Here is a 20227-nt window from a genome sequence, read left to right as displayed (position 1 = left end):
GACCGGTGCCGGAGTTGCCGGGGCGCTGTCCCGCGCCCCTCCGGCCGCCTGCCCGCTGCCGCAACCGCAACCGCCGCCGCCGCCGCTGCCGGGACGCAGGCTGCGGCATCGGCCGCGGGGCTGCCTGTAACGCCGCCCCGGCGCTGCCCGTAACCCGCCCGGGCCCCGCCCGGTCGCCGTCCCGCCCTGGACAGGGAACCCTGAAGGACGACGGCAAGGCCCGCATGTCGGCCGCAGAGGGAGGACAGCGCAGGAAGGGCAGCGTGCAGGAGAGGGCAGGTGCAGCCGGTGCGGGAGGACGGCACGCGAGGCGCGGGGCAGGACGGGAGACGGAACGGGCACGGGCAGGCCCCGTACGGCAACGGGCGCGCCTATCGCGTGGGCAGCCATGCGCTTGAACCGGCCGCCGGGGGTCGCCGCGCCGACGTGGCCAACGCCGGCGAGCGGCGCGTCGGGTGGGCCCTGCGGTGGCTTCCGGCGACGCTGATCGTCGTCGGGGCGCTGTTCTACTGGGCCACGCCGGAGGGCCTGACCTCGTCGCCGTTCTTCGAATCGGCACCGCTGGTCGCCGCCGGGCTGCTGTCGCTGCGCGCGACCGTGGTCACCGCCGTCACCGCGGTCGTCGTCGACGTCCTCCTGGAGGTCGGCAACGGCACCGCGGACTACTCCGAATCCATCATCGAGATGATCTCGCAGTGCGTCATCGGCGGGCTGGCGATCGGCATGAACGTCCTCATCCAGCGCAACTACCGCCGGCTGACCTCCGCCCGCCACGTGGCCGTCGCCGCGCAGCGCGCGGTGCTGCCGAACCCGCCGGACGGCTTCGGCACCCTGCGGGTCGCCGCCCGCTACCAGGCCGCCGACGCCGACGCCCGGATCGGCGGCGACCTCTACGCCGTGCAGGAGGGCCCGCACGGCGTGCGCTGCATCGTCGGCGACGTACGCGGCAAGGGGCTGGAGGCGGTGGAGTCCGTGGCGGTCGTCATCGGCGCCTTCCGGGAGGCGGCCGAGGAGGAGGCGGGGCTCGCCGGGTTGGCGCGGCGGCTGGAACGCGCGCTGCAGCGCCAGGAGACGGGGCGCAGCGGCCTCGACCGCGTGGAGGGGTTCACGACGGCGGTCCTCGCGGAGGTGGACCGCGAGGGCGGCGCGCTGCGGCTGCTCAACCGCGGCCATCCGGCGCCCGTGCTGCTGGGCCCGGACGGCGCGGGGCGCACGCTGCAGCCGCACGAGCACGCGCTGCCGCTGGGCATGGGCGACCTGGGCACGTGGCCGGACGAGGTGATGGAGGTGGCGTTCCCGCCGGGCGCGGTGCTGGTCCTGTTCACGGACGGCGTGACGGAGGCGCGGAACAAGGCGGGCGTCTTCTACGACCCGCTGACCCGGCTGGACGGGCAGGTCTTCGACGGCCCGCACGAGGTGCTGGACACGCTCCTGGCCGACGTGACCCGCTATACGGGCGGACGGGTCGCCGACGACATGGCGCTGTTCGCCCTCGCCCGCTCGCGCGCACCGCTCGGGGTGCCGCCGGCCCCGCCCACGTCCGAACACGCTCCGTAGCGGAACAGCGCCCCTCCGCATAACAACTGATGCACGATCAGCTAACGACCGGACCTCACGCCGCGTAGTCGAGGCGTCAACTTGTCCGTTTCCGCTGGTGCATGCCCGGATCGTCCGCGGCGAAGCACAACTGAATAACGGGAACGACTTGGAATCGAACGCCGTCGTCCGCTAGCGTGCGGTAACGCAGCGCGGTCGTAACTGCCGCCGCAAGAGGCGGCACCGTGCGCCGTCGCCGAATCCCGCACGCGAAACAACTGCAGCAACGGCAACACCTAGGGAACCGGGGAACCACCACCTTGGGGTGAATCGGGCCAACCTCCGCCAGGAGGCGGCCCGTAGGAGACCTTCCTGCTCCGAACCCGTCAGCTAACCCGGTAGGCGAGAAGGAAGGAAAGGAGTACGCCTTCGTGGCGTCCTACAGGTCTGGGCCTGGCTACGGCCATGGCTACGACGATTACGGCTACGACGGCTATGCGTCCGGCGGCAACGCCCCCGAGGGGTATGCGCCGACCGGCTACGCCGCCGAAGAGCCGGTCGACGAAGTCTTCCCCGAAGACGACCTTCCCTCCCGCGGCCGCCGGCGCCTCGCGAAGCAGCGCGGCGGCAGCATGGCGCGCAGCGGTGCCGTACTGGGCGTCGGCGTCTTCGCCGCCGTCGGCGCGGGCAGCATGGCCACGGCGCAGGAGAAGCCGCCGGTCGCGATATCCATGCCCGACCAGGTCGATGCCGTCGCGAACCAGATAAGCGCCCAACTCCCGGACGCGGAGAGCCTGCCGGGCGTCGGCGACCTGATGCCGAGCGAGGAGCCCGCCTCCGACTCGGTCGTCACGACGGCCCCGCTCACCCAGGTCAGCTACGCCAGTGACGCCGGGACCGAAGCCCCGGCCACCGACTCCGGCGAGGCCCTGCGGGCCCGCATCCTGGAGCAGGCGGAGCAGCAGCAGGCCGAGGCCGACGCCTCCGCCCGCGCGGCCGCCGAGGCCGAGGCCGCCAAGCAGGCGGCCGACGAGGCCGCCGAGGCGAAGGCCGAGGAAGAGGAGCGCCAGCGCCGCCTGGAGGAGGAGCGCCGCCGCAAGGCGGAGGAGGAGGCCCGCCGCAAGGCGGAGGAGGAGCGCCTCGCCAAGCTCGCCGCCAGCTACGTCGCGCCGCTCGCCAACTACACGCTCACCTCGATGTTCGGCGAGTCCGGCGACATGTGGGCCGCGGGCCACACGGGCCAGGACTTCGCCGCCTCCACCGGCACCCCGGTCAAGGCCGTGCACGGCGGCACGATCACCGAGGCCGGCTGGGCCGGCTCGTACGGCTACCGCATCGTCCTCACGCTCGAGGACGGCACCGAAGTCTGGTACTGCCACCTGTCCTCCATCATCCAGTCCTCCGGCGAGGTCACGACCGGCGACGTCATCGGGCGCGTGGGCGCCACGGGCAACGTCACCGGCCCGCACCTGCACCTCGAAGTACGACCCGGCGGCGGGGACGCGATAGACCCCCTCGCCTGGCTGCGCAACAACGGCGCCCCGGTCTGACCGACGCGGCGGGCCCGGTGCCCCGGCCCCTGGCGGCCAGGACGTCCGCGCCCGCCGACCCGGCGACCGCAAGCCCCCATAAACCCCTTCCCCACGTCTCCGGCGTGCCCGGACGCACCTTCCCCCGTGGCGTCCGAGCGCGCAACGAGACCGCCGGCGGCCCTGGTGGCCGACCCCCCGACACCAGGGCCGTCGGCTTTTTCCCGGAACCTACTCCCCGGGCCCGCAGAGGCAGAACGGATGCCCGGCCGGATCCGCGAACACCGGACAGGTGCCACCCGCCTCGGAGAGCCGCGTGGCCCCGAGGCGCAGCGCCAGATCCCCGGCCGCGACGGAATCCTCGACGCCGAAGCAGATGTGCATCTGCTGGGGATAGGTGCGGTCGAGGTCGGGCCAGAGCGGCGGCCGATAGTCGGCGACTTCCTCGAATGCCAGTCGGGGAAAGCTGTCTTCGTCCTTGGCGATCACCATCCAGTCGTCGCGGATGACCCGCATGCCGAGCAACCGCGTGTAGAAGTCGGCGAGCTCGCGGGCGTCGGCGCAGTCGAGCACGATGTTCCTGACGTAGGCGTCCATGGCGGCCACCCTGCCACGCACCGGGACGCTCAAGCAGCCGCGGTAGCGGAGGCGGACGCAGCGGCACTGGCAGCGGCACCAGCACCAGCACCGGCACTGGCAGCGGCACCGGCGGAAGAGCCGGCACAGGCACTGGCGGCGGCACCAGCCCGGGCCCGGGCACCCGCCTCTGCCGCCGCAGCAGCGGCGGAGCGGGAACCCTCGGCGGCGATCTCACCCAGGGCGGCGCGGATGGTGTGGAGCATCCGCTGGGGTCGCTCGAAGACGTCGGCCGCGGCGAACCGCAGTATGCGCCGGACCTCGGGACAGCGCCCCAGATCGTTGAAGCGCTCGACGTCGGCGAGATGAGCGGCCCGGCTGCCGTGGAAGCCGTAGCCCTCGATCTCCACGACGAGCCCCGCGACCGGGAAGAAGAAATCCACTCGTATCCGCCGGCCGTTGGGCGCGGTGAACGGCACTTGGCTGAGCGGCCGCAGCCCGGCGTCGTGCATCCGCAGCCGCGCCACCGTCTCCGCGGGCGACCCGGAACGCGGATCGACGAGCGCGAGCCGCTGCCGCGCGGCGACCACACCCCGCCGCTGCCCGGCCCCGGCGACGGCTTCGGAAACCGCATGCAGATCCGTCACCTGCTCCCGCCACCGCCGCGGGCGCTCACCCGCGGGCCCCAACGGCCGTCGGCTCAACGCCGACTCCACGGCCACGAGCGCCGCGTCCCGGTCGGCGGTACGCAGCAGATCGACAAGAGTCCGCACCGCACCGGTCACCCGCAACCCGGCAACGCTGACAACTTCCCCGTCACCCAACGGGGTCCGATGCAACACGCACCCGTCCGGCGCCCGCCCCCGCCCACGCACGTGGGTGAACTCGGGCCGCACGGCCGGCACTTCGATCCCCAGCAGATGGGCGGCCGCGCTGTGACTCACGACCAACCCGGGCCGCCCGGCCTGCGCCACCCGCAACCGCAGTCGAAGATCGTCAACCCGCCCCGGCTCCACCCAGACCCCGGCCCGAACCTTCCGCCACCCCTCCTTCCGCAACCGCCGCACCAACACCCCGGACGACCACCCGGCCCCCAAAGCCTCGGCACACACCAACACCCCACCGTTCACCGCCGCCAACGCACCCAGCGACTGCCGTTCCCCCGTCATGCCCCAAGCTTCCCCCGGACCCCCACCCTCCGCTTCCCCCTGTGGATAACTCCCGCCCGCTCGGCCTTCTCGCAGGTCAGAGGTGCACGGGGAACTCCCCGGCTTTGAAACCCGCGACGAACGCCCGCCAGCCCGCGGCAGAGATCGCCAGCGCTGGCCCGTCAGGATCCTTGCTGTCCCGCACGGGAACAACGCCGGACACGGTAAGCATCGGCGCCCACTCGACGCACCCGCCGCCATCACCGTTGCTGTAGCTGGACGTGACCCAGTGGATGGTGCTCATGGGGCGAGCGCCTCCTTCATCGACTGGATGAGCTCCGCGGAATCCTTGGGTGACAGTGCGTAGGCCCTGAGTAGATCGTAGGCGCGACGGCGCGCGTCGACTAGCTCCGGATCCTCCAGGAGCTGCCCTGTCCCGATGCTCTCTTCGTACGCGACGAAGATCCCGCGCTCCAAGGTGAACAGTGCTAACGAGCCACCCAGCAAGGCGTGTTCTTCGTGCGCGGACGGAAGCACCTGCACCACCGTGGCTCCGTGGGCGTCAACTCGCGCAGCCGGTCCAGTTGCTGGCGCATCACTCTGTTCCCACCAACGGGACGCCGCAGCACTGCTTCGTCCAGAACGGCCGAGAACTCGGGTGGCCGATCGGATGTCAGCAACGTCTGCCGCCCCATGCGGGCGGTGACCATTTCCTCGACCTGGTCTTCCGTGGCCCGGGACTTCTGCGCCCGGAAAATGGCCCGCGCGTAGTCCGCGGTTTGGACGATCCCCGGCACGAGAATCCCCGCGTACTCCCCGATGGCACGCGCCTGAGCCTCCAGTTCCATCCTTCGCCGGTACTTGTCCGGGTGCACCTCGTGCCTAGCCAGCGCGTAAAGCCGCTGGAAGATGCCATCCGTCCCGAAGGCCGCGTCCAGCGCCCAGCCAGGTCCGGCGGCGGCATGTACTCGGCCACCTCGATCCGCGCCAAATGGCTACGGCTGTACTTCACCACCTCGGCCAGCCCTTCGAGGCTCATGCCCGCCAGCTCGCGTCTGCGGCGCATTTCGAAGCCGAAGAAGTGTCGTGCCGAACGGTCGGGAGTCAACTCGCGTAGTCGTTGTGCCATGGGAGGTCCTCGTCTCTCAACGGTGGTCTTGGGACACCCATCCCCTTCAGACCGTACGCACGTTGGGCGACTGCGCAGATGCGGAGAGCGACGATCGAAGGAACGTGACCGGAGGCCCACAAGACCGACCACCCCGACCACACCGTGTGCGGCAGGTGCCTGCTGCGCGCCGGGAACTGGACTTTCCCGCCTATCCCGAGGAGGTCGCCGTACTGCGCCGCGTTCTCCAACGCCATCTGCGGCTCTGGGGCTTGCCGCACGTGGTCGACGCAGCCCAACTCTGCGCGACCGAACTCGTCACCAACGTCATCTGCCATGTCGGCACCGGCGGCCCGGTCACACTGGCAACCTCGTTGCGAGACACCCAGCTCCGGCTCGAACTCCGCGACCCTGCCATGGACTCGGTCCCGATCCCGGCCAAACCCACCCCCGACGACGAGACCGGTCGCGGCCTCCTCCGCGTCGCCGCCACGGCCGCCAACTGGGGCGTGGACCTCCGCGACAACGGCAAGACCACATGGGTGGAGCTGGCCACGGGCCTCGACTCCGCCACCGCCCACGCCGGAGGGGGCCGCGTCACCGCCGCCGAAGCCCTCCTGATCCTCTACCGCCAGCAGCAGCATCGCACCCTCCACGTCGACTCTCCGCTGAGTGTCGCCATGCTCGAAGACGTCGCCACCCACCTGATCCATGACGTGCTGCACTGGCTGGAATCCCACGGCTTCGACCGGGACACGATGCTGGCTCGGGCGGAGGCTTGCCTCGAAGACGAGGTGGCTGCCACGCCACGCTGATGGCAGGCGTCGGTCACCACCTCGGGGCGGCGGGGGCAGCAATCCGCCAGATCGGAGGGCGCGGCGCCGAGCGGCGTAAGACACGTCGAACGTCATGTGCGAGAACGGAGACGGACGAGGGTTCCCTCGGTACACTGGCCCTCACCCACTACCTTGAGACGTGCGCCGAAGCAAGAGCGATGGCGCCCTGAGAATTTATGACCGCAGACCGCAGCGAAGACGCCGTTTCGTGGGCATCGTCACCCGCCAATCGGCGAAGCATGCAGGCCAATAAAGGGCGAGATACAGAGCCTGAGCTAGCGCTACGCCGTGCAGTGCACGCTTTGGGGCTTCGCTACAGGGTTTCGGTCCGGCCCTTGCCCAAGGTCAGACGCACCGCTGATTTGGTTTTTACAAGGGCGCATCTCGCCGTCTTCCTGGATGGCTGCTTTTGGCACGGTTGCCCCGAACATCACACATTGTCGCAAACGAACACGAGGTACTGGGTAGACAAACTTGAAACCAATCGCCGGCGAGATCGTCAGACAGACGAATGGCTCAACGAGGCAGGCTGGGAAGTGCTCCGTGTGTGGGAGCACGAGAACCCCTACTACGCAGCATTGCGAGTGCGCGAGGCCTATAGGAGGCGGCTGGGTGACTCATAGAGCGCAGTCCCGATGTCCTGCGGAGTGAGCACTCGTTGAGGACCGCCGGTGCCACGTTCCGTGATCGAGCATGGGCATGACGGACTGAGGTCGCTCGGGAGCGCGGTGATAGATCACCGCAGTCGCTGAGGGCCCGGCGGACCTGAACCGATGAGACGGGGCGTGCGCGGAGGAACCGCCTGCGCGACCGTGGACCGGTCCGCTCGTGAGGGCTGGTGCGGGCGGCAATCCGCTGAGGGGCGTCTGCGTCGACCGGGCGTCGAAACAAGCGCACCACGGTGGCTAGCCACCACCCGAACGAGTTAGTCTCTCGGTCGACGAGGGTGAACCCTGGAAGCAGAGCCGCTGTGGGTCGTGGCATCTTACTAGACCGCCCCGCGGTCTCCTTACAACCTGGAGATTTCGTGCACGACGGCCAGATCGTGGATCTCTTCGCCGGGCCGGGCGGACTGGACGTCGCTGCAAGCTGGTTGGATGTACCCGCGATCGGTGTCGAACTGGACGCGAGCGCTTGTGCCACACGTGACGCAGCAGGGCTGGCGACTAAACAAGGTGACGTCAGCTCATTCGGTCCTGCCGATTTTCCGGATGCCACCATCCTTGCGGGCGGGCCCCCTTGCCAGACGTATGCCGTAGCGGGTGCGGGTGCCGGGCGCCGAGCTCTTGCGAAGGTATTGGATTTGGCCGAACTCATGGTCAAGGGTGAGGACGAGCAGGTCGAAGCGAAACTCGCCCGTCTGGCGAAGACGCCAGGTGACAACGGTAGGACGGGATTGGTCCTGCAACCCTTGCGGTGGGCGTTGGAGGCGGTGAAGGCGGACCGCCCTTATGACGTGATCGTGCTTGAGCAGGTTACGACTGTACTGCCGGTGTGGCAGGCCTTCGGCAGGATTCTCAGACGGGTGGGCTACTCGGCGGTCACGAAGGTGCTGCATGCCGAGGAGTACGGGGTGCCGCAGACCCGGCGCAGGGCTGTCCTGATCGCGCGACTGCAGAAGGACGGCAGAGGAGCCACGCTTCCGATTGAGACTCACCGGCCGTTTCGGAAGCGTCTCACGGTCGAGGAGACGCACCGACAGGAATGGGTCGCCATGGGTGACGTGCTCAGCCGCGAGCAGCCGTTCGAAGTCGTATCCAACTATGGAACCGGGGGGGACCCTAAGGTGCGTGGCAAGCGTCGACATGACGAGCCGGCGTTCACGGTCACAGGCAAGATCAGCCGCAACCGCGTGGGGCCGCCGGGGCTTCCCGATTCGCGGTTCACCAACTCCGAAGCAGGTCAGCTGCAGAGCTTCCCCGCTGACTATCCCTGGCGGGGTCGTGACGTCTCGCAGCAGATCGGCAACGCGATCCCTCCGGTTCTCGCCGTCCACGTGCTCGCCGCGGCGCTCAAGTTGGGGGACGAAGCCCGGGATGCCGCTGTGGAGAAGGCGATCACCGTCCGAGCCGCCGCGCCCGAGGCGCTGCCGTCGGTAGAGCGGCGTACGACGGGCTCCACAGTCCAAGGCGCACTAGCCATCTAGACGCCTTCTGAGCGCGTTTCACGTCATGTGTACCCCTTCTTTTCCCATCACCCGTCGATGTCAGCGAGTAGCGTGATATTCGTACCTCATCGACACATCGAATCACGACGTGGCGCGCGAATCGATCATGATATTACAGTGAGGCGTGATGGGCGATCCGAGGACGGAAGCGGCTTGGAAGCAGTTCCAAGCCATGATCGATGGCAGGCTGCCCCACGAGGCCACGCAGGCCTTACGCGACCTCTCGGTGCCCGGTGAGCTCATCGAGGAGTTGCTCCGGCGGCATGAGTCCGAGACCACTAAGATCGCTGGCCTACGGTCGCCGCTCGCCCTGGGCCGTGAGGACATGCCGCGGTGGTACTCGGGAGTGCGCGAGGATGACAAGAACTGGCCGGCCTACGAGAAGCGGCTTCTCCGCTCGCTCGGTCCGGAGGCGGTCAAGAAGATCGACGATGCTTCGGACCGTGTCGTCGCCATGCTCGATCACCCGGCGAACTACAGCTTCCGCTCGCGCGGACTCGTCCTCGGCCACGTTCAGTCCGGGAAGACGAGTAACTTCACCGCGGTGATCTGCAAGGCCGCAGACCGTGGATACCGGATGTTCATCATCCTGTCAGGGGTGACCAACTCCCTACGGCGGCAGACGCAAACGCGACTGATACGTGACGTCGTGAACCTCAACCCGCCGTTGTGGCACCAGATCACCAAGCCGGAGCATGACTTCGTCCCGCCTGCCAACGCGCAATCCCTGATCGCATCCAGGAGTCAGTGGCTGCTACTGGTCGTCAAAAAGAATGGACCTGTGCTCCGGAAGCTACGGGACTGGCTCGAGGAAGCTCGCGAGCAGCTTGGACACTGCCCTACGTTGATCATCGACGACGAGGCGGATCAAGCGACCACGGCGACACGTAAGATCAACCCTCTGATCCGAGACGTCATGGGCCGGCTTCCCAGGGCCTGCTACATCGGATACACGGCGACGCCGTTCGCGAACCTTCTCATCGACCCGTCGGACGATGAGGATTTCTATCCACAAGATTTCATTCTCAGCCTTGAGCGTGGCAACGACTATCAAGGGCCGGAAGCCCTGTTCGGCCGCAATCCGTTGGACGGAGAGGATCCTGCCGACGTCCCGGGCGGACTCGACATGATCAGAACGGTGCCGGTGCACGAACTCGACTGCCTTAGGCCGGCGACCAGAGCCAGCGCATCCGAGTTCGCCCCATCGGCGACCGTTTCGCTGCGTCGGGCTGTGATGTGGTTCTGGCTCGCCACCGCGACTCGTCACCACCGTGGTCAGGGAGATCAGCATTCTTCTATGCTTGTGCATGCGCATTCCGACACGCGCGTTCACGAGGCCTACCGCCCTGTACTTGAGTCCCTACGCGCCGAGTTCGACGCCGGATTGCGTGCCAATGACCGGACCATCGACGACTTGCGCGATCTGTGGGAGGAGGAGACGCGACGGGTCGATGCCGGGGAATGGGGCAAAGAAACACCGGCTTTCACCGAAATTCTTGAGTGCTTGCCTCAGGTCGTTTCGGATACGAAGATCGTAATGGACCACTACCGGAGCAGCGAACGGCTCGACTACGACTCCGGACCGGTAAACGTCATCGCCGTCGGTGGCAACACCCTTTCCAGAGGGTTGACCTTGGAAGGGTTGGTGGTCAGCTATTTCGTGCGCTCCTCCAATATGTACGACACTCTCCTGCAGATGGGCCGCTGGTTCGGTTATCGCTCCGGGTATGAAGACCTTCCCCGCATCTACATGCCCGAGGAGACCCGTCAGTGGTTCACCCACTTGGCAACCGTCGAGGCCGAGATGCGGGTCGAGATCGATCGATACCTCATCGAACATCACACGCCCCTTGAACTGGCCGTTCGCATCCGCTGTCATCCGAAGATGAGGGTGACGGCGCCGACGAAGTCCAGGAACGCCGTGCGGGCTTCAGCATCATACGGTGGGCAGCTTGTGGAAACTCGATACTTCCCGTGTGAGCCTGAAGACACGGTATGGCACGCAGGGAACGAGACTGCGGTGACGAGCCTGCTACAGCAGGCTCACGGCGACGGGCGGCTTGACAGCTCGGTGGCCGATGGACGTGTGTTGTGGCGCGATGTCTCCCTGGAGCACGTTCTCGCGTTCATCGATTCCTATAGGTTTCACTCCAAGTCCGTTGACGCGCCGCGAGAGTTGATGCGTCAGTACATCGAGAGTCGGAGCAAGAAGGGCGCGCTGACACGCTGGAACATCGGCGTCGTGGGCAAGGCGGTCGAGGAGGGGAAGCGCAACGTCGTGCTGCCGAGCGGCGACGCAGTGGCCCCGGTGACCCGTACTCGCCTATCCACCAGCCACCGCGCACCCGTAGCGGACATCAAGACACTCACGGGTTCTCGTGACGAGGCGTTGGATCTGCACATCCCTCCAGGTGAAAAGGAGATCAATCGTTCCAAGCTCAAGAAGTGGCGGGTTCAGCAAGAGCCGGAACGTGGCCTTCTCCTGTTGTATCCGATCGACGCGGTTTCGCCCGTGCCTCTGCGTCGGACGGGCGGTGTCGAGATCCCACTGCAGGGCCGCGCACCGCTTGATGCCCCGGGTGAGATCGTTTGGGGTGCGGCGATGGTCTTCCCGGAGCCGACCGGTGGCAGGGACCTCGCAGTCGAGTACGACTTCGTTCAGGCAGACCTATCAACGGTCTTTCCCGCGGCTGCGGAAGACGACGAGGAAGACGACATCGGTGTCCTCGATCAGGATCAAGATGTCGAAACGTGACCACTTCATGACTTACCTTAAGCAAACCGATGAAGGGCGACCAACGATGACGGTCGCCCTCGCTGAAGGTGACTGCATTGCCGTACGTGGAGGACACCCCACGCTAGTCGCTCGCGGAGCTGTCCTGAACAAGATCGGAGGCGATGTGTGAAGCAACCTGGTTGGTATGCCCAGCCGTTTCGGGCGGACGGGGGCATCACTGCTGACGGCCTTTTAGATCAGCTCGGTCGGCCACGTCTCAGCCGTCTCACAATGCTCGTCCGAGAAGCAGCGCAGAACTCCTGGGATGCCCGCCGGCCGGATCGATCCCTCGTCAGCTTCGATCTCAACCTGGGGACGGTTTCTGCGGGTCACGTGAATGCTTGGCGTTCGCTCTTCGCCGACGGCGGAAAACGTGGAGCCGACCGCGACGGATCTTTCCGTCGGCTCGCACGTGCCCGATCGATGCGGTACCTGGCGATCGAAGACCGAGGGACTGTCGGTCTCGGCGGTCCCACACGCTCGGACGCAGGTCACAGTGAACGACGTGAATGGTTGCGCTTCGTCCTGAACAGCGGAGATCGTGAAGGGATTACGGCCGCCGGTCCGCGGGGAGGAACGTTCGGCTACGGCAAGGGCGCGCTCTACCAACTCTCCCGTGCTCACAGCGTCCTCGTGTACACCCGCTTCGAAAATGAGAGCGGGAGACTGGAGTCGAGGTTCATCGGCGTGGGGGTTCGTGAAGCGTTCTGGGAGGGTGGGAGGCGCTACACAGGACGCCAGTGGTGGGGTATGCCGGAGACGGATCACTGTGAGCCCCTTCGCAACGAACAGGCGGATACGGTTGCGCACAGCCTGGGCCTGCGAGGTTTTCACGGAGACGAGACCGGAACCACTCTGATCGTAGTAGATCCTGACCTAACCGATCCGACGTTGCCGGTTGCTGATCACGCCGAGGAGTTGACGGTCGCTGACGCGAGCCAATATCTGGCCGACTCTATCGCGTGGAACCTTTGGCCCATCATGCTGACGGAGCGGTCGGTCCGAATGACAGCGACTGTGATCGGCAACGGAGTTTCCATCCCTGTTCCGTCGCCTACCCAGGACGCTGCTCTGGCGTATTACGCTGCTGCTTACCGCAAGTCTATCGACGGGCCCGGCGAGATGTTGGCATGTGGTAAGCCACGTAAGGATCTCGGCACCTTCTCCTACGAATACACCTTTGGCGCACGAGTCACGTCACCGGCCGCCCGTGAGTTGGGGATCGACGGTTCCCCCCACCATGTGTGCCTGCTGCGCGGTCCTGAGCTTGTCACGCAGTACTTCGAAGGCCCTCCTCGCTCTAACCCTGACGCAGGGTACGCTGGAGTTTTCAAGATTGTTCCAGATCTTGATGATACGTTCGCGCGCGCGGAGCCTCCGACCCATGATGGCTGGGAGTATCAGCAACTGAAGGGTAGGGAGGCCACCTTTGTTCGCACTGCTGGGAGACGGTTGCGGGAACGATGCGACACATTGAGCGGTGCGGAGGCCCGGCGCGGTCTCAAGGTCGGTGAGTTTGCGATCGGGTCCGTGGCACAGCGTCTCGGGCACCTGCTCGCCGGACCCGGTGGCACAGGTACCGCGGTACCCGATGCCCCGTCGACTCCGGGAACTTCACGTGCAGTGTCCGGCGATGGCCTGGCAGGTGTTCTGCGGGAGGACGCGACGAATCGAGCGGCGGCCGGTGCGGAACAGTCCGCTTCGGGGGCAGAGAAGCGGACTCGCAACCCGGTCCTCATATCGATACCGAGGTTCGATGTTCTCGCCGGTCGTCCGGTGCTGCTTCAGCAGGTACAGGTAGACGGCCCGGATGTGCTTGAGGGCGTAGTGAAGGTCCTGACGGGGGAGGGGCGTGCGGAAGACGGAGTCCCCCTAGGGGCACCGGCCCCTGAGATACTGGGTTGGCGACTCCCAGGTGGGGTGACCGTTCGCGGGGCCACCCTCCGGCACACCGATGGGCCCGCAGAAGTAGAGCTGATCGTGTCGGCCTTAGCCGACGTTCTCGTCGAGATCAGTGTGGTGAGGCCCAGATGATCGTCCGCGCATGGCCGTACCGTCGACCACAGGAGCGCGTCTACGCGGAAGCGTGGCGACTCGGCAGCGATGCTATGGGAGATTTGCTGCCGCATGGCCTCCCCCACTGGGACTGCAACACCGACGTGACGATGTCGCGCCTCATCCAGATCGATGTGAACGGCGTCGAGGAGGACTGTGGACTTCCTGCAGATGTTCTCTTCCGACTCAGCGTCCGATGCTGGCCTTCGACGTCCCTGATCCGTCGGACGCTGTTCAGTGAGCGATTTCGGGCATGCGGCGGGAAGACCGCTGTCGAACTCACCGTCACCGCAACGGGTGAGGAACTCGGCGGAAGATTGATCGTCGAGACGCTTCTTGAACTCGGGGAGCAACTTCCTTACACGGATCCGTTTGTCGCGTGGCGTCCGGGGTCTGTTCTCTGGAGCGACCAGGTCGGTGTTCACTTGGAAGGCGCGGCCGGTCTGCTCCCCGTCGCGCCTGTCTCCTTCCGTGAGGCCGGATTGCCGGAGCGTTCTGCGTGGTACGTGAGTATGGACGGCGGAGACTGGCAGCAAGCCGCCATGGGCAGTCTGCTCGTTTTGCTCAACACCGACAACGCTGCCGTGAGAAAGGCCATGGAAGCGGAGAGGACGGGATCGATTGCGCCGACTCCGCTGTGGGCTTTCTTGGAGGTCGACATCGTCACCGACCTGGTGGGGAGGGCGTTGGACGACGATGCCTTCGCAGAAAGCGAAATTGCAGACGGCGACGTCGACGGTGGGGAAGAACTGACGATGGCAGGCCTCGTAAGGGCACTGATCCGGACGTATCTCGCCAGGCCGGCTGAAAGCCTCGATGACTCGATCAATCGGTTGCGTGATGAGCGGCGGCGGGATCCCTCACGATTCCGCGCCTACGTCCATGCCGGCATAGGTTTTCCGCGAGAGGTGCTGACATGAGCGTTCTATATCCGAGGCTGCTGCCCGCCGAGACCGATCGCCTCTTCCGCATGCTGCACAAGGTTCCTCCCGGGGCCCACGAAAATGTGGCTGCAACCCATTCACAGCGGGCGGTGTTCGCCGCCAGCGGCGGCCAGCGTGTTTCACGTGGCGATCTCGAGCGACTGCGCCGGTCGATCCTTTCCGTAGCCGCAGAACACAATTTTCCGAACACTCCGAACATCGCGCAACGAAACGAGTTCGACCGCCGCACGGCGCGGGTACTCTACGAACAAAGTCGGATGGCGCCCGGGGAGGCCGCCCAGCGGCAGGTCTGGGCGTTTCTTTCCTTGGTCCTTCTGCCCGATGTGAGTGTGTGGAGATGGCCTGCCCGTTCCGATGGGCGGTACGTGGCCGACCGTTTCAAGGGTACGGACCTCACGCGCCACGTGTTCGCGCGGCTGTGGACCCGCGCACATGTTCTGCGCGACCCGGAACAAGAGGACCCGTATGAGTTGCTCCCGGTGCTGGGCGAGGCCGACCTAGACCACATCATGGCCCGACGGGTCGGCCTCGCGGGATCACCAGCCCTTGTGCGTGCGCTCGTCCGCGCTCATCGCGATGACTCCGTCGCCGAGGACGGTCAAACGTCACGTGAGATGTTGCGTCAGATGCTCGCGCGTGTCCTTCGACTGACCGCATTCGTCGACGTCGATGCGGCGTCCGAGGCGGAACTCGTCCAGCTCGTACGGGGTGTGCGCGCTGATGTCCGCCGAGCACTGAGTAGCTAGAGCAAGGCTGGCTACCAGCCTATTCACCCTCGTCGAGGCGCGCGTAATCCTCAGACGATTCGTCGGCGAGCCGCATCATGCGGGCATCGCCAGGTGCTCGCCGATACAGAATGTCGAAGTAGTCCTTCCACTGACTGCGCGCGCCACGGAGGAGGCCTGCCCAATCTTTGGCATCCATGTCATCCGACCGCAGGGCATGAACTTTGGTCATAACGTCCGCGTTCCTGTCGATCTTATCGGCGACGAGGAGTCCTGAAACCATGGTGAACCGGGAATCGCCGGCGGTGATAGCGTTGCGTAGCCTCGTGACGTACCGCTCATAGCGGTTCAGATGATCCCAGTCGATTTTGAGCCCCGGTCGCATGAGCTCGATGACCAGCAGTTGGTTTCCGGAGGACAGCGCAAGGTCGACGCGTGCGTTCCATGAATCTCCGTACGCGATTCGAGCCACCTCCTCGGAAAGGCCGTCGATACTGCGCTCGACCTGGAACGTCTCCCACTGTGGTGAGACGAGCCATGGGTGCTGTGCGATGTAGTCGCGCACCTTGAGCTCTAGCTCTTGTCGCCTTATGCGTTCTTCCAGTCCCGAGATCAGGTTGAGCTGACCCTTGACGCGCTCTGCCGCGTGAAGGGCGCTCATTACCTGAGAGTCGCTCAGAATCTGCACCAACTTGTCCGCGTCCATCGACTCTGTCTGCGCGAGGTCGTCGATAAGATTTTTGAGACGGCCTCCTTCCCACGCCGTCAATATGCCCTCGGCTAGGTCGGAGAATTGGTCCTGAGTGAGTGATGGCACCTTAGCGAGAGAATGCAGCGCATTGTCGACGATTCTTCGCTCGGGTCGTTCAAGCTGAGCGAGCCGCTGGGAAAATGGCCTCACGCGCCCACGGATGGCGTCAACCTTGCCTTGAGCGCGTAGGTCCTTCCATGTGCGAAGAAGTTCCTGGACCCGTTTCTGGCCCCATTCGAGAAGCGGCTTTGACTGCTCGACATCCCAGTTGACACGCTGTCTCTCAGTCGAGATCAAGTCCTTTTTTTGCTCATCCAGATAATCTGCTTCGACCCGACCGGACAGGTAGTGGGTTCCTTGTTGGCCTCCGAGTCCACCGGTCAGATTGAAGAGAAACGGTCGCTGGGCGAGCTTGTAATGACTGAAGACCGAGACGCCAGCCAGCTCCTCGTCACCGATTGGTTCCTTATAGAAGACGAACCTCCAGCGGATTTTGTTGCCGTCGTGGAGTTGCTCAACGCCCCAGCCGTTCTCGATGGTAAGGCCGGCCGGAGCGTTCAAGCCGTGTTTCTCGTAGTCCTGTGGGAAAGAGAACTCGATTTTCTCAACGTCGTCTATCTCCGAAATGCGCTCGCCGTTGACCCGTACTGTGAATTGGTCAGCTCGTTCTAGCAGGAGGAATCGGCGAGCCATGCTCGTTCGGAAACGATCTGCATTCGGCGTTGCCTTGAGGCTCAGATCGCTCAGAGTGACGGTCGTGCCATGCTTCGCGCGTCGGTCGTCGCGCGGTGCATCATGGGACTTGACGTGGACTTTCAGCGGCTCACTGTCGACGTAACCATCCCCTTCGTCGATCAACTGTCGTGCGTCGAGTCGGAAGACAGTGCGCTCTCCCGTCTCCTTACTCGTCGTGTCGACCTCAACGAAACGCGCTATGCCGAAACCGGCGAACTTGCCTATACCTTTGCGCCCCATCATGGGACGTCCCGACGGGGTCGAGATGGAGGACCTATCCTTCCGGCGGTCGTAACCGACGTTGAGGAAGCGGTCTTGGCACTGCTGGAGCGTCATCCCCTCTCCGTCGTCGCCGATAGTGATCACTGCGTCGGGGGCTGAGGCCCTGTCCGGTAAAGTGATGTTCACGATGGTCGCGTCCGCATCCCATGCATTCGAGACCAACTCGGCGATCGCAGCCACTGGTGACTGGTACATGTCTATACCGAGGTGCTCGATCACCCGGCCCCGAAAGCGAATCTCCAACTGCGGGGCATCGACGGTCATGGCTACTCCCTGATGTCAACCTGTGAGATATCACCATATCGAAGGGTCAGAAAGGGAGCAGACGGTTCGGGGCATTGATATCCGTCGGTTACATCGCTTCCGGTGCAGGGAGAATTTTTGGCCACCGTGGCTAGCGATCACCTGGTGAGGAAGGCGGCGGTGACGACCGCCAGGGTGCCCACGGTGAGGAGGGTGCCGAGGGTGGTGAAGAGGTAGTCGGCGCCTGCGCCGTCGTAGCCGGCTATGGCTGCGCGGGTGGGGTTCTTCGGGTCGTAGTGGATGTGGACCTGCGTGCCTGGGCGGAAGTTGAGGATGGTGCTCTTGCCGATGCGGGAGGTGTGTTCGTGGGCTGCGCCGTCCGGCGTGTGCCAGCGGGCCACCGGGTGGTAGAGGGTGCCGTTGTTGCCCGAGCTGGTGGCGAGGCGGATGACCTGGCCCTCCGCGGTGGCGCCGGTGCGGCGCAGGGTGCGGGCGCGGCGGATGCCCGTGTAGCCGATGGCGAAGAAGACCGCCCCGAGGAGTAGCGGGATGAGTGCGAACAGCCAGCCGGTACCCATGTCCCCTTCGACGCCGGGGTGCCGCCGGTGGTTGCGGGGGCGTCAGGCTTGCGGGGACTTTGCCAGGTGGGGGGTGCCCTGGGGGTGAGGGAGGGGCCAGGGGTGGGGGAGGGGTGGGGTTGTGGTGTAGGCGGCTCTGGTGAGGGCCGGCTGGGCTATCGCCTTGTTCTGCCACATCGTCGTCAGCAGTGCCCTTTCGCGGGCCGCGTAGTCCTTCGCCGGGCGGCCCCGCGTCGCCTGCTCGCGGAGCAGGGCCAGCGTCGTCGCCGACCGGGTGTAGTCCGCCACCGCCCGGCCGGCCTCGTCGCCTTGCGCGTGGCGGGCCAGGGTGCGCGCCAGCTTGCGGGTGCGGAGTGACGAGAGGGCCACCGGTTCCGCCGGGACCAGCCAGCCGGCGTGGACGTAGGCCGGGAGCTGGTCCCGTATCGTGCGGAGCTTGCCGCCGCGGGACCAGACCGCCAGCCACACCAGCAGCCCGAACACCGGCGCCATCACGACGGCGTACGCGCCGAGGAAGGCCAGGCCGTTCATCACCGCCGAGCCGTTCCACAGCGAGTGCAGCGCCATCGCCAGCAGCAGTCCCGCCACCGGGAACAGCACGCGGCGTACCCGCTGGCGGGCGAGGGTCATGGCCGCGAGGCCGAAGCCTATGCCCGCCATCGCCGTGAACAGCGGGTGCGCGAACGGGGAGAAGACCACCCGGGCCACGAACGTCACGGTCACCGTCGCCATCGGGCCGGCGTCGCCGAAGGCCTGGTCATCCTCGTACGCCCGGCCCAGGTACAGGATGTTCTCGGTGAACGCGAAGCCCGTGCCGATGATCCCCGCCAGCACCAGGCCGTCGACCAGGCCGGCGAACAGGTGCCTGCGGAAGAGGAACAGCAGCAGTATCGCCGCCGCCTTCGCCGTCTCCTCCACCACCGGCGCCACCACGGCCATCCCCCACAGGTCCGCCTCGCGCGACGACTCCGTGGGCAGGCCGGTGGCGATCCAGCGGGCGGCGAAGGTGTTCGCCAGCATCGCGACCAGCGTCGAGGCGAAGGCGCCCCACGCGAACGCGAAGATCCGGTAGCGCCACGGGCCGGGCGCCACCCGGTCCAGCCACAGGAAGCCCGCGATCAGCAGCGGCACCGGCAGCAGCGCCAGCCCGCCGCCCACAAGCATCCCGTGCGTGCCGGTCTCCGACCACACCAGCCCCAGGATGGCCAGCCCCGCCAGCGCGAGGAGCGTCGCCACCGTGGCTATTCGCACGCCCCGCCGGCGCCAGAACCGCTTCCGGGCGGGGGCCGCGGCCGGGGCCGCGGCCCCGGCCGCGGGGTCCGGCGGCTCCGGGCGGCGCGCATCCTCGTACACCGGCCGCGGGCCGAATTCCTCGGGCTCCCGCGGTCGGGCCATGAGCTGAGCGCCTTCTTGCTGCACCCCTCGACCCTAGCCAGTCCCCACCGCCGCGCGCGACGGGCTATTCCTCACCGATGCGCCGGAAGAGCAGATCGTTCACGATGTGGCCCTTTCCGAGCCCCTGCCCCTCGAAGCGCGTACGCGGGCGGAAGTCCGGCCGCGGCGCGTAGCCGCCGGGGTGGGCGTTCTCGAAGTGCGGCGACGCCTCCAGCGTCTCCAGCATCCACTCCGCGTACGGCTCCCAGTCCGTCGCGCAGTGCAGCACGGCGCCCGGCGCCATCCGCGAGGCCGCCAGCGCCAGGAACTCCGGCTGGATGAGCCGGCGCTTGTTGTGCCGCTTCTTGGGCCACGGGTCCGGGAAGTAGATCCGCATCCCCGCGAGCGCCGCAGGGGCCAGCATCTCGCGCAGCAGGATGACGGCGTCGCCGTTCCCGATGCGTACGTTCGTCAGCCCCCGCTGCTCCATGAGCCGCAGCAGGTTGCCCTGGCCGGGGGTGTGGACGTCGACGGCGAGGATGCCCGTGGCCGGGTCGGCGGCGGCCATGTCCGCGGTCGCCTCGCCCATGCCGAAGCCGATTTCGAGGACGACCGGCAGGCCGTCGAAGAGGTCGTCGAGATCGAGGACGGACGCGCCGTCGATGTCGAATCCCCACTTCGGCCAGAGCCGTCTGAGGGCCTCGCCCTGCGCGAGCGTCACGCGGCTGCGGCGCGGGACGAAGGAGCGGATACGGCGCTCGTTGTGCGGCCCGGCGGGCGCCGGGGCGGGGCCGTCGGGGAACCGGGGCTGGGAACGATCGTGCTGATCGGGGTGGTCGGACACAGTGCCCCCTATTTTACGGA

At 66.5% G+C, this 20227-nt stretch carries 18 protein-coding genes and 1 riboswitch; of the genes, 9 read left to right on the top strand and 9 right to left on the bottom strand.

What is annotated here, in order from left to right; genetic code table 11:
- Positions 1-279 precede the first annotated feature (279 nt).
- Complete coding sequence (locus LG396_RS35980; RefSeq protein ID WP_225797932.1) at positions 280-1557, top strand: PP2C family protein-serine/threonine phosphatase; 1278 nt, start codon at positions 280-282, stop codon at positions 1555-1557.
- Between the two features lie 256 nt (positions 1558-1813).
- Positions 1814-1956: riboswitch (cyclic di-AMP (ydaO/yuaA leader) on the top strand.
- A gap of 11 nt (positions 1957-1967) precedes the next feature.
- Entirely contained in the window at positions 1968-3086 is a 1119-nt protein-coding gene (locus LG396_RS35975; RefSeq protein WP_225797931.1) for a M23 family metallopeptidase, read from the top strand.
- Positions 3087-3296: 210 nt separating this feature from the next.
- On the opposite strand, the gene LG396_RS35970 is transcribed toward LG396_RS35975, so the two are convergent.
- The 5 genes from LG396_RS35970 to LG396_RS39865 form a co-directional block, all read right to left on the bottom strand.
- On the bottom strand, positions 3297-3662 hold the full coding sequence (locus tag LG396_RS35970) for a VOC family protein (protein ID WP_225797930.1): 366 nt from the start codon (positions 3660-3662) through the stop codon (positions 3297-3299).
- A 29-nt stretch (positions 3663-3691) separates the two neighbouring features.
- Positions 3692-4810 (bottom strand): putative endonuclease domain-containing protein, encoded by a 1119-nt coding sequence (locus LG396_RS35965; RefSeq protein WP_225797929.1) that lies wholly within the window; start codon positions 4808-4810, stop codon positions 3692-3694.
- Between the two features lie 76 nt (positions 4811-4886).
- Positions 4887-5093 carry a DUF397 domain-containing protein gene (locus LG396_RS35960; RefSeq protein WP_225797928.1) on the bottom strand — a complete coding sequence of 69 codons (207 nt, stop codon included), beginning with the start codon at positions 5091-5093 and terminating at the stop codon, positions 4887-4889.
- Entirely contained in the window at positions 5090-5335 is a 246-nt protein-coding gene (locus tag LG396_RS39870; RefSeq protein ID WP_308190155.1) for a Scr1 family TA system antitoxin-like transcriptional regulator, read from the bottom strand. Before LG396_RS39870 ends, LG396_RS35960 begins: the two co-directional genes overlap by 4 nt.
- Positions 5278-5637, bottom strand: coding sequence for a DUF5753 domain-containing protein (locus LG396_RS39865; protein ID WP_308190154.1), 360 nt, complete (start codon positions 5635-5637; stop codon positions 5278-5280). Before LG396_RS39865 ends, LG396_RS39870 begins: the two co-directional genes overlap by 58 nt.
- A 436-nt stretch (positions 5638-6073) precedes the next feature.
- Between LG396_RS39865 and LG396_RS35950 the strand changes: the two genes are divergently transcribed.
- From LG396_RS35950 to LG396_RS35920, 7 genes are all read left to right on the top strand, one after another.
- Positions 6074-6712, top strand: a complete 639-nt coding sequence (locus tag LG396_RS35950) for an ATP-binding protein (protein WP_225797927.1) — start codon at positions 6074-6076, stop codon at positions 6710-6712.
- A 197-nt stretch (positions 6713-6909) separates the two neighbouring features.
- Positions 6910-7356 (top strand): very short patch repair endonuclease, encoded by a 447-nt coding sequence (locus tag LG396_RS35945; RefSeq protein WP_225797926.1) that lies wholly within the window; start codon positions 6910-6912, stop codon positions 7354-7356.
- A 404-nt stretch (positions 7357-7760) separates the two neighbouring features.
- Complete coding sequence (locus LG396_RS35940) at positions 7761-8879, top strand: DNA cytosine methyltransferase (protein WP_225797925.1); 1119 nt, start codon at positions 7761-7763, stop codon at positions 8877-8879.
- Between the two features lie 148 nt (positions 8880-9027).
- Entirely contained in the window at positions 9028-11655 is a 2628-nt protein-coding gene (locus tag LG396_RS35935) for a Z1 domain-containing protein (RefSeq protein WP_225797924.1), read from the top strand.
- A gap of 534 nt (positions 11656-12189) precedes the next feature.
- Positions 12190-13710 carry a hypothetical protein gene (locus LG396_RS35930; protein ID WP_225797923.1) on the top strand — a complete coding sequence of 507 codons (1521 nt, stop codon included), beginning with the start codon at positions 12190-12192 and terminating at the stop codon, positions 13708-13710.
- The gene (locus tag LG396_RS35925; protein ID WP_225797922.1) at positions 13707-14651 is read left to right on the top strand and encodes a hypothetical protein; all 945 of its coding nucleotides are present in this window, start codon (positions 13707-13709) and stop codon (positions 14649-14651) included. Before LG396_RS35930 ends, LG396_RS35925 begins: the two co-directional genes overlap by 4 nt.
- Positions 14648-15421, top strand: a complete 774-nt coding sequence (locus tag LG396_RS35920; protein ID WP_225797921.1) for a DUF6339 family protein — start codon at positions 14648-14650, stop codon at positions 15419-15421. Before LG396_RS35925 ends, LG396_RS35920 begins: the two co-directional genes overlap by 4 nt.
- Before the next feature lie 19 nt (positions 15422-15440).
- On the opposite strand, the gene LG396_RS35915 is transcribed toward LG396_RS35920, so the two are convergent.
- From LG396_RS35915 to trmB, 4 genes are all read right to left on the bottom strand, one after another.
- Positions 15441-17432, bottom strand: coding sequence for an ATP-binding protein (locus LG396_RS35915; RefSeq protein ID WP_225797920.1), 1992 nt, complete (start codon positions 17430-17432; stop codon positions 15441-15443).
- Positions 17433-17569: 137 nt separating this feature from the next.
- Complete coding sequence (locus LG396_RS35910; protein ID WP_225797919.1) at positions 17570-17989, bottom strand: DUF3592 domain-containing protein; 420 nt, start codon at positions 17987-17989, stop codon at positions 17570-17572.
- Positions 17990-18031: 42 nt separating this feature from the next.
- Positions 18032-19384, bottom strand: a complete 1353-nt coding sequence (locus tag LG396_RS35905; RefSeq protein WP_225797918.1) for a PrsW family intramembrane metalloprotease — start codon at positions 19382-19384, stop codon at positions 18032-18034.
- A gap of 64 nt (positions 19385-19448) precedes the next feature.
- Complete coding sequence (gene trmB, locus LG396_RS35900; protein WP_027743746.1) at positions 19449-20207, bottom strand: tRNA (guanosine(46)-N7)-methyltransferase TrmB; 759 nt, start codon at positions 20205-20207, stop codon at positions 19449-19451.
- Positions 20208-20227: the final 20 nt, after the last annotated feature.

This window comes from Streptomyces aculeolatus (assembly GCF_020400605.1).
Classification (GTDB): Bacteria; Actinomycetota; Actinomycetes; order Streptomycetales; family Streptomycetaceae; genus Streptomyces; species Streptomyces aculeolatus.
This window is presented reverse-complemented; position numbering and strand designations above follow the sequence as displayed.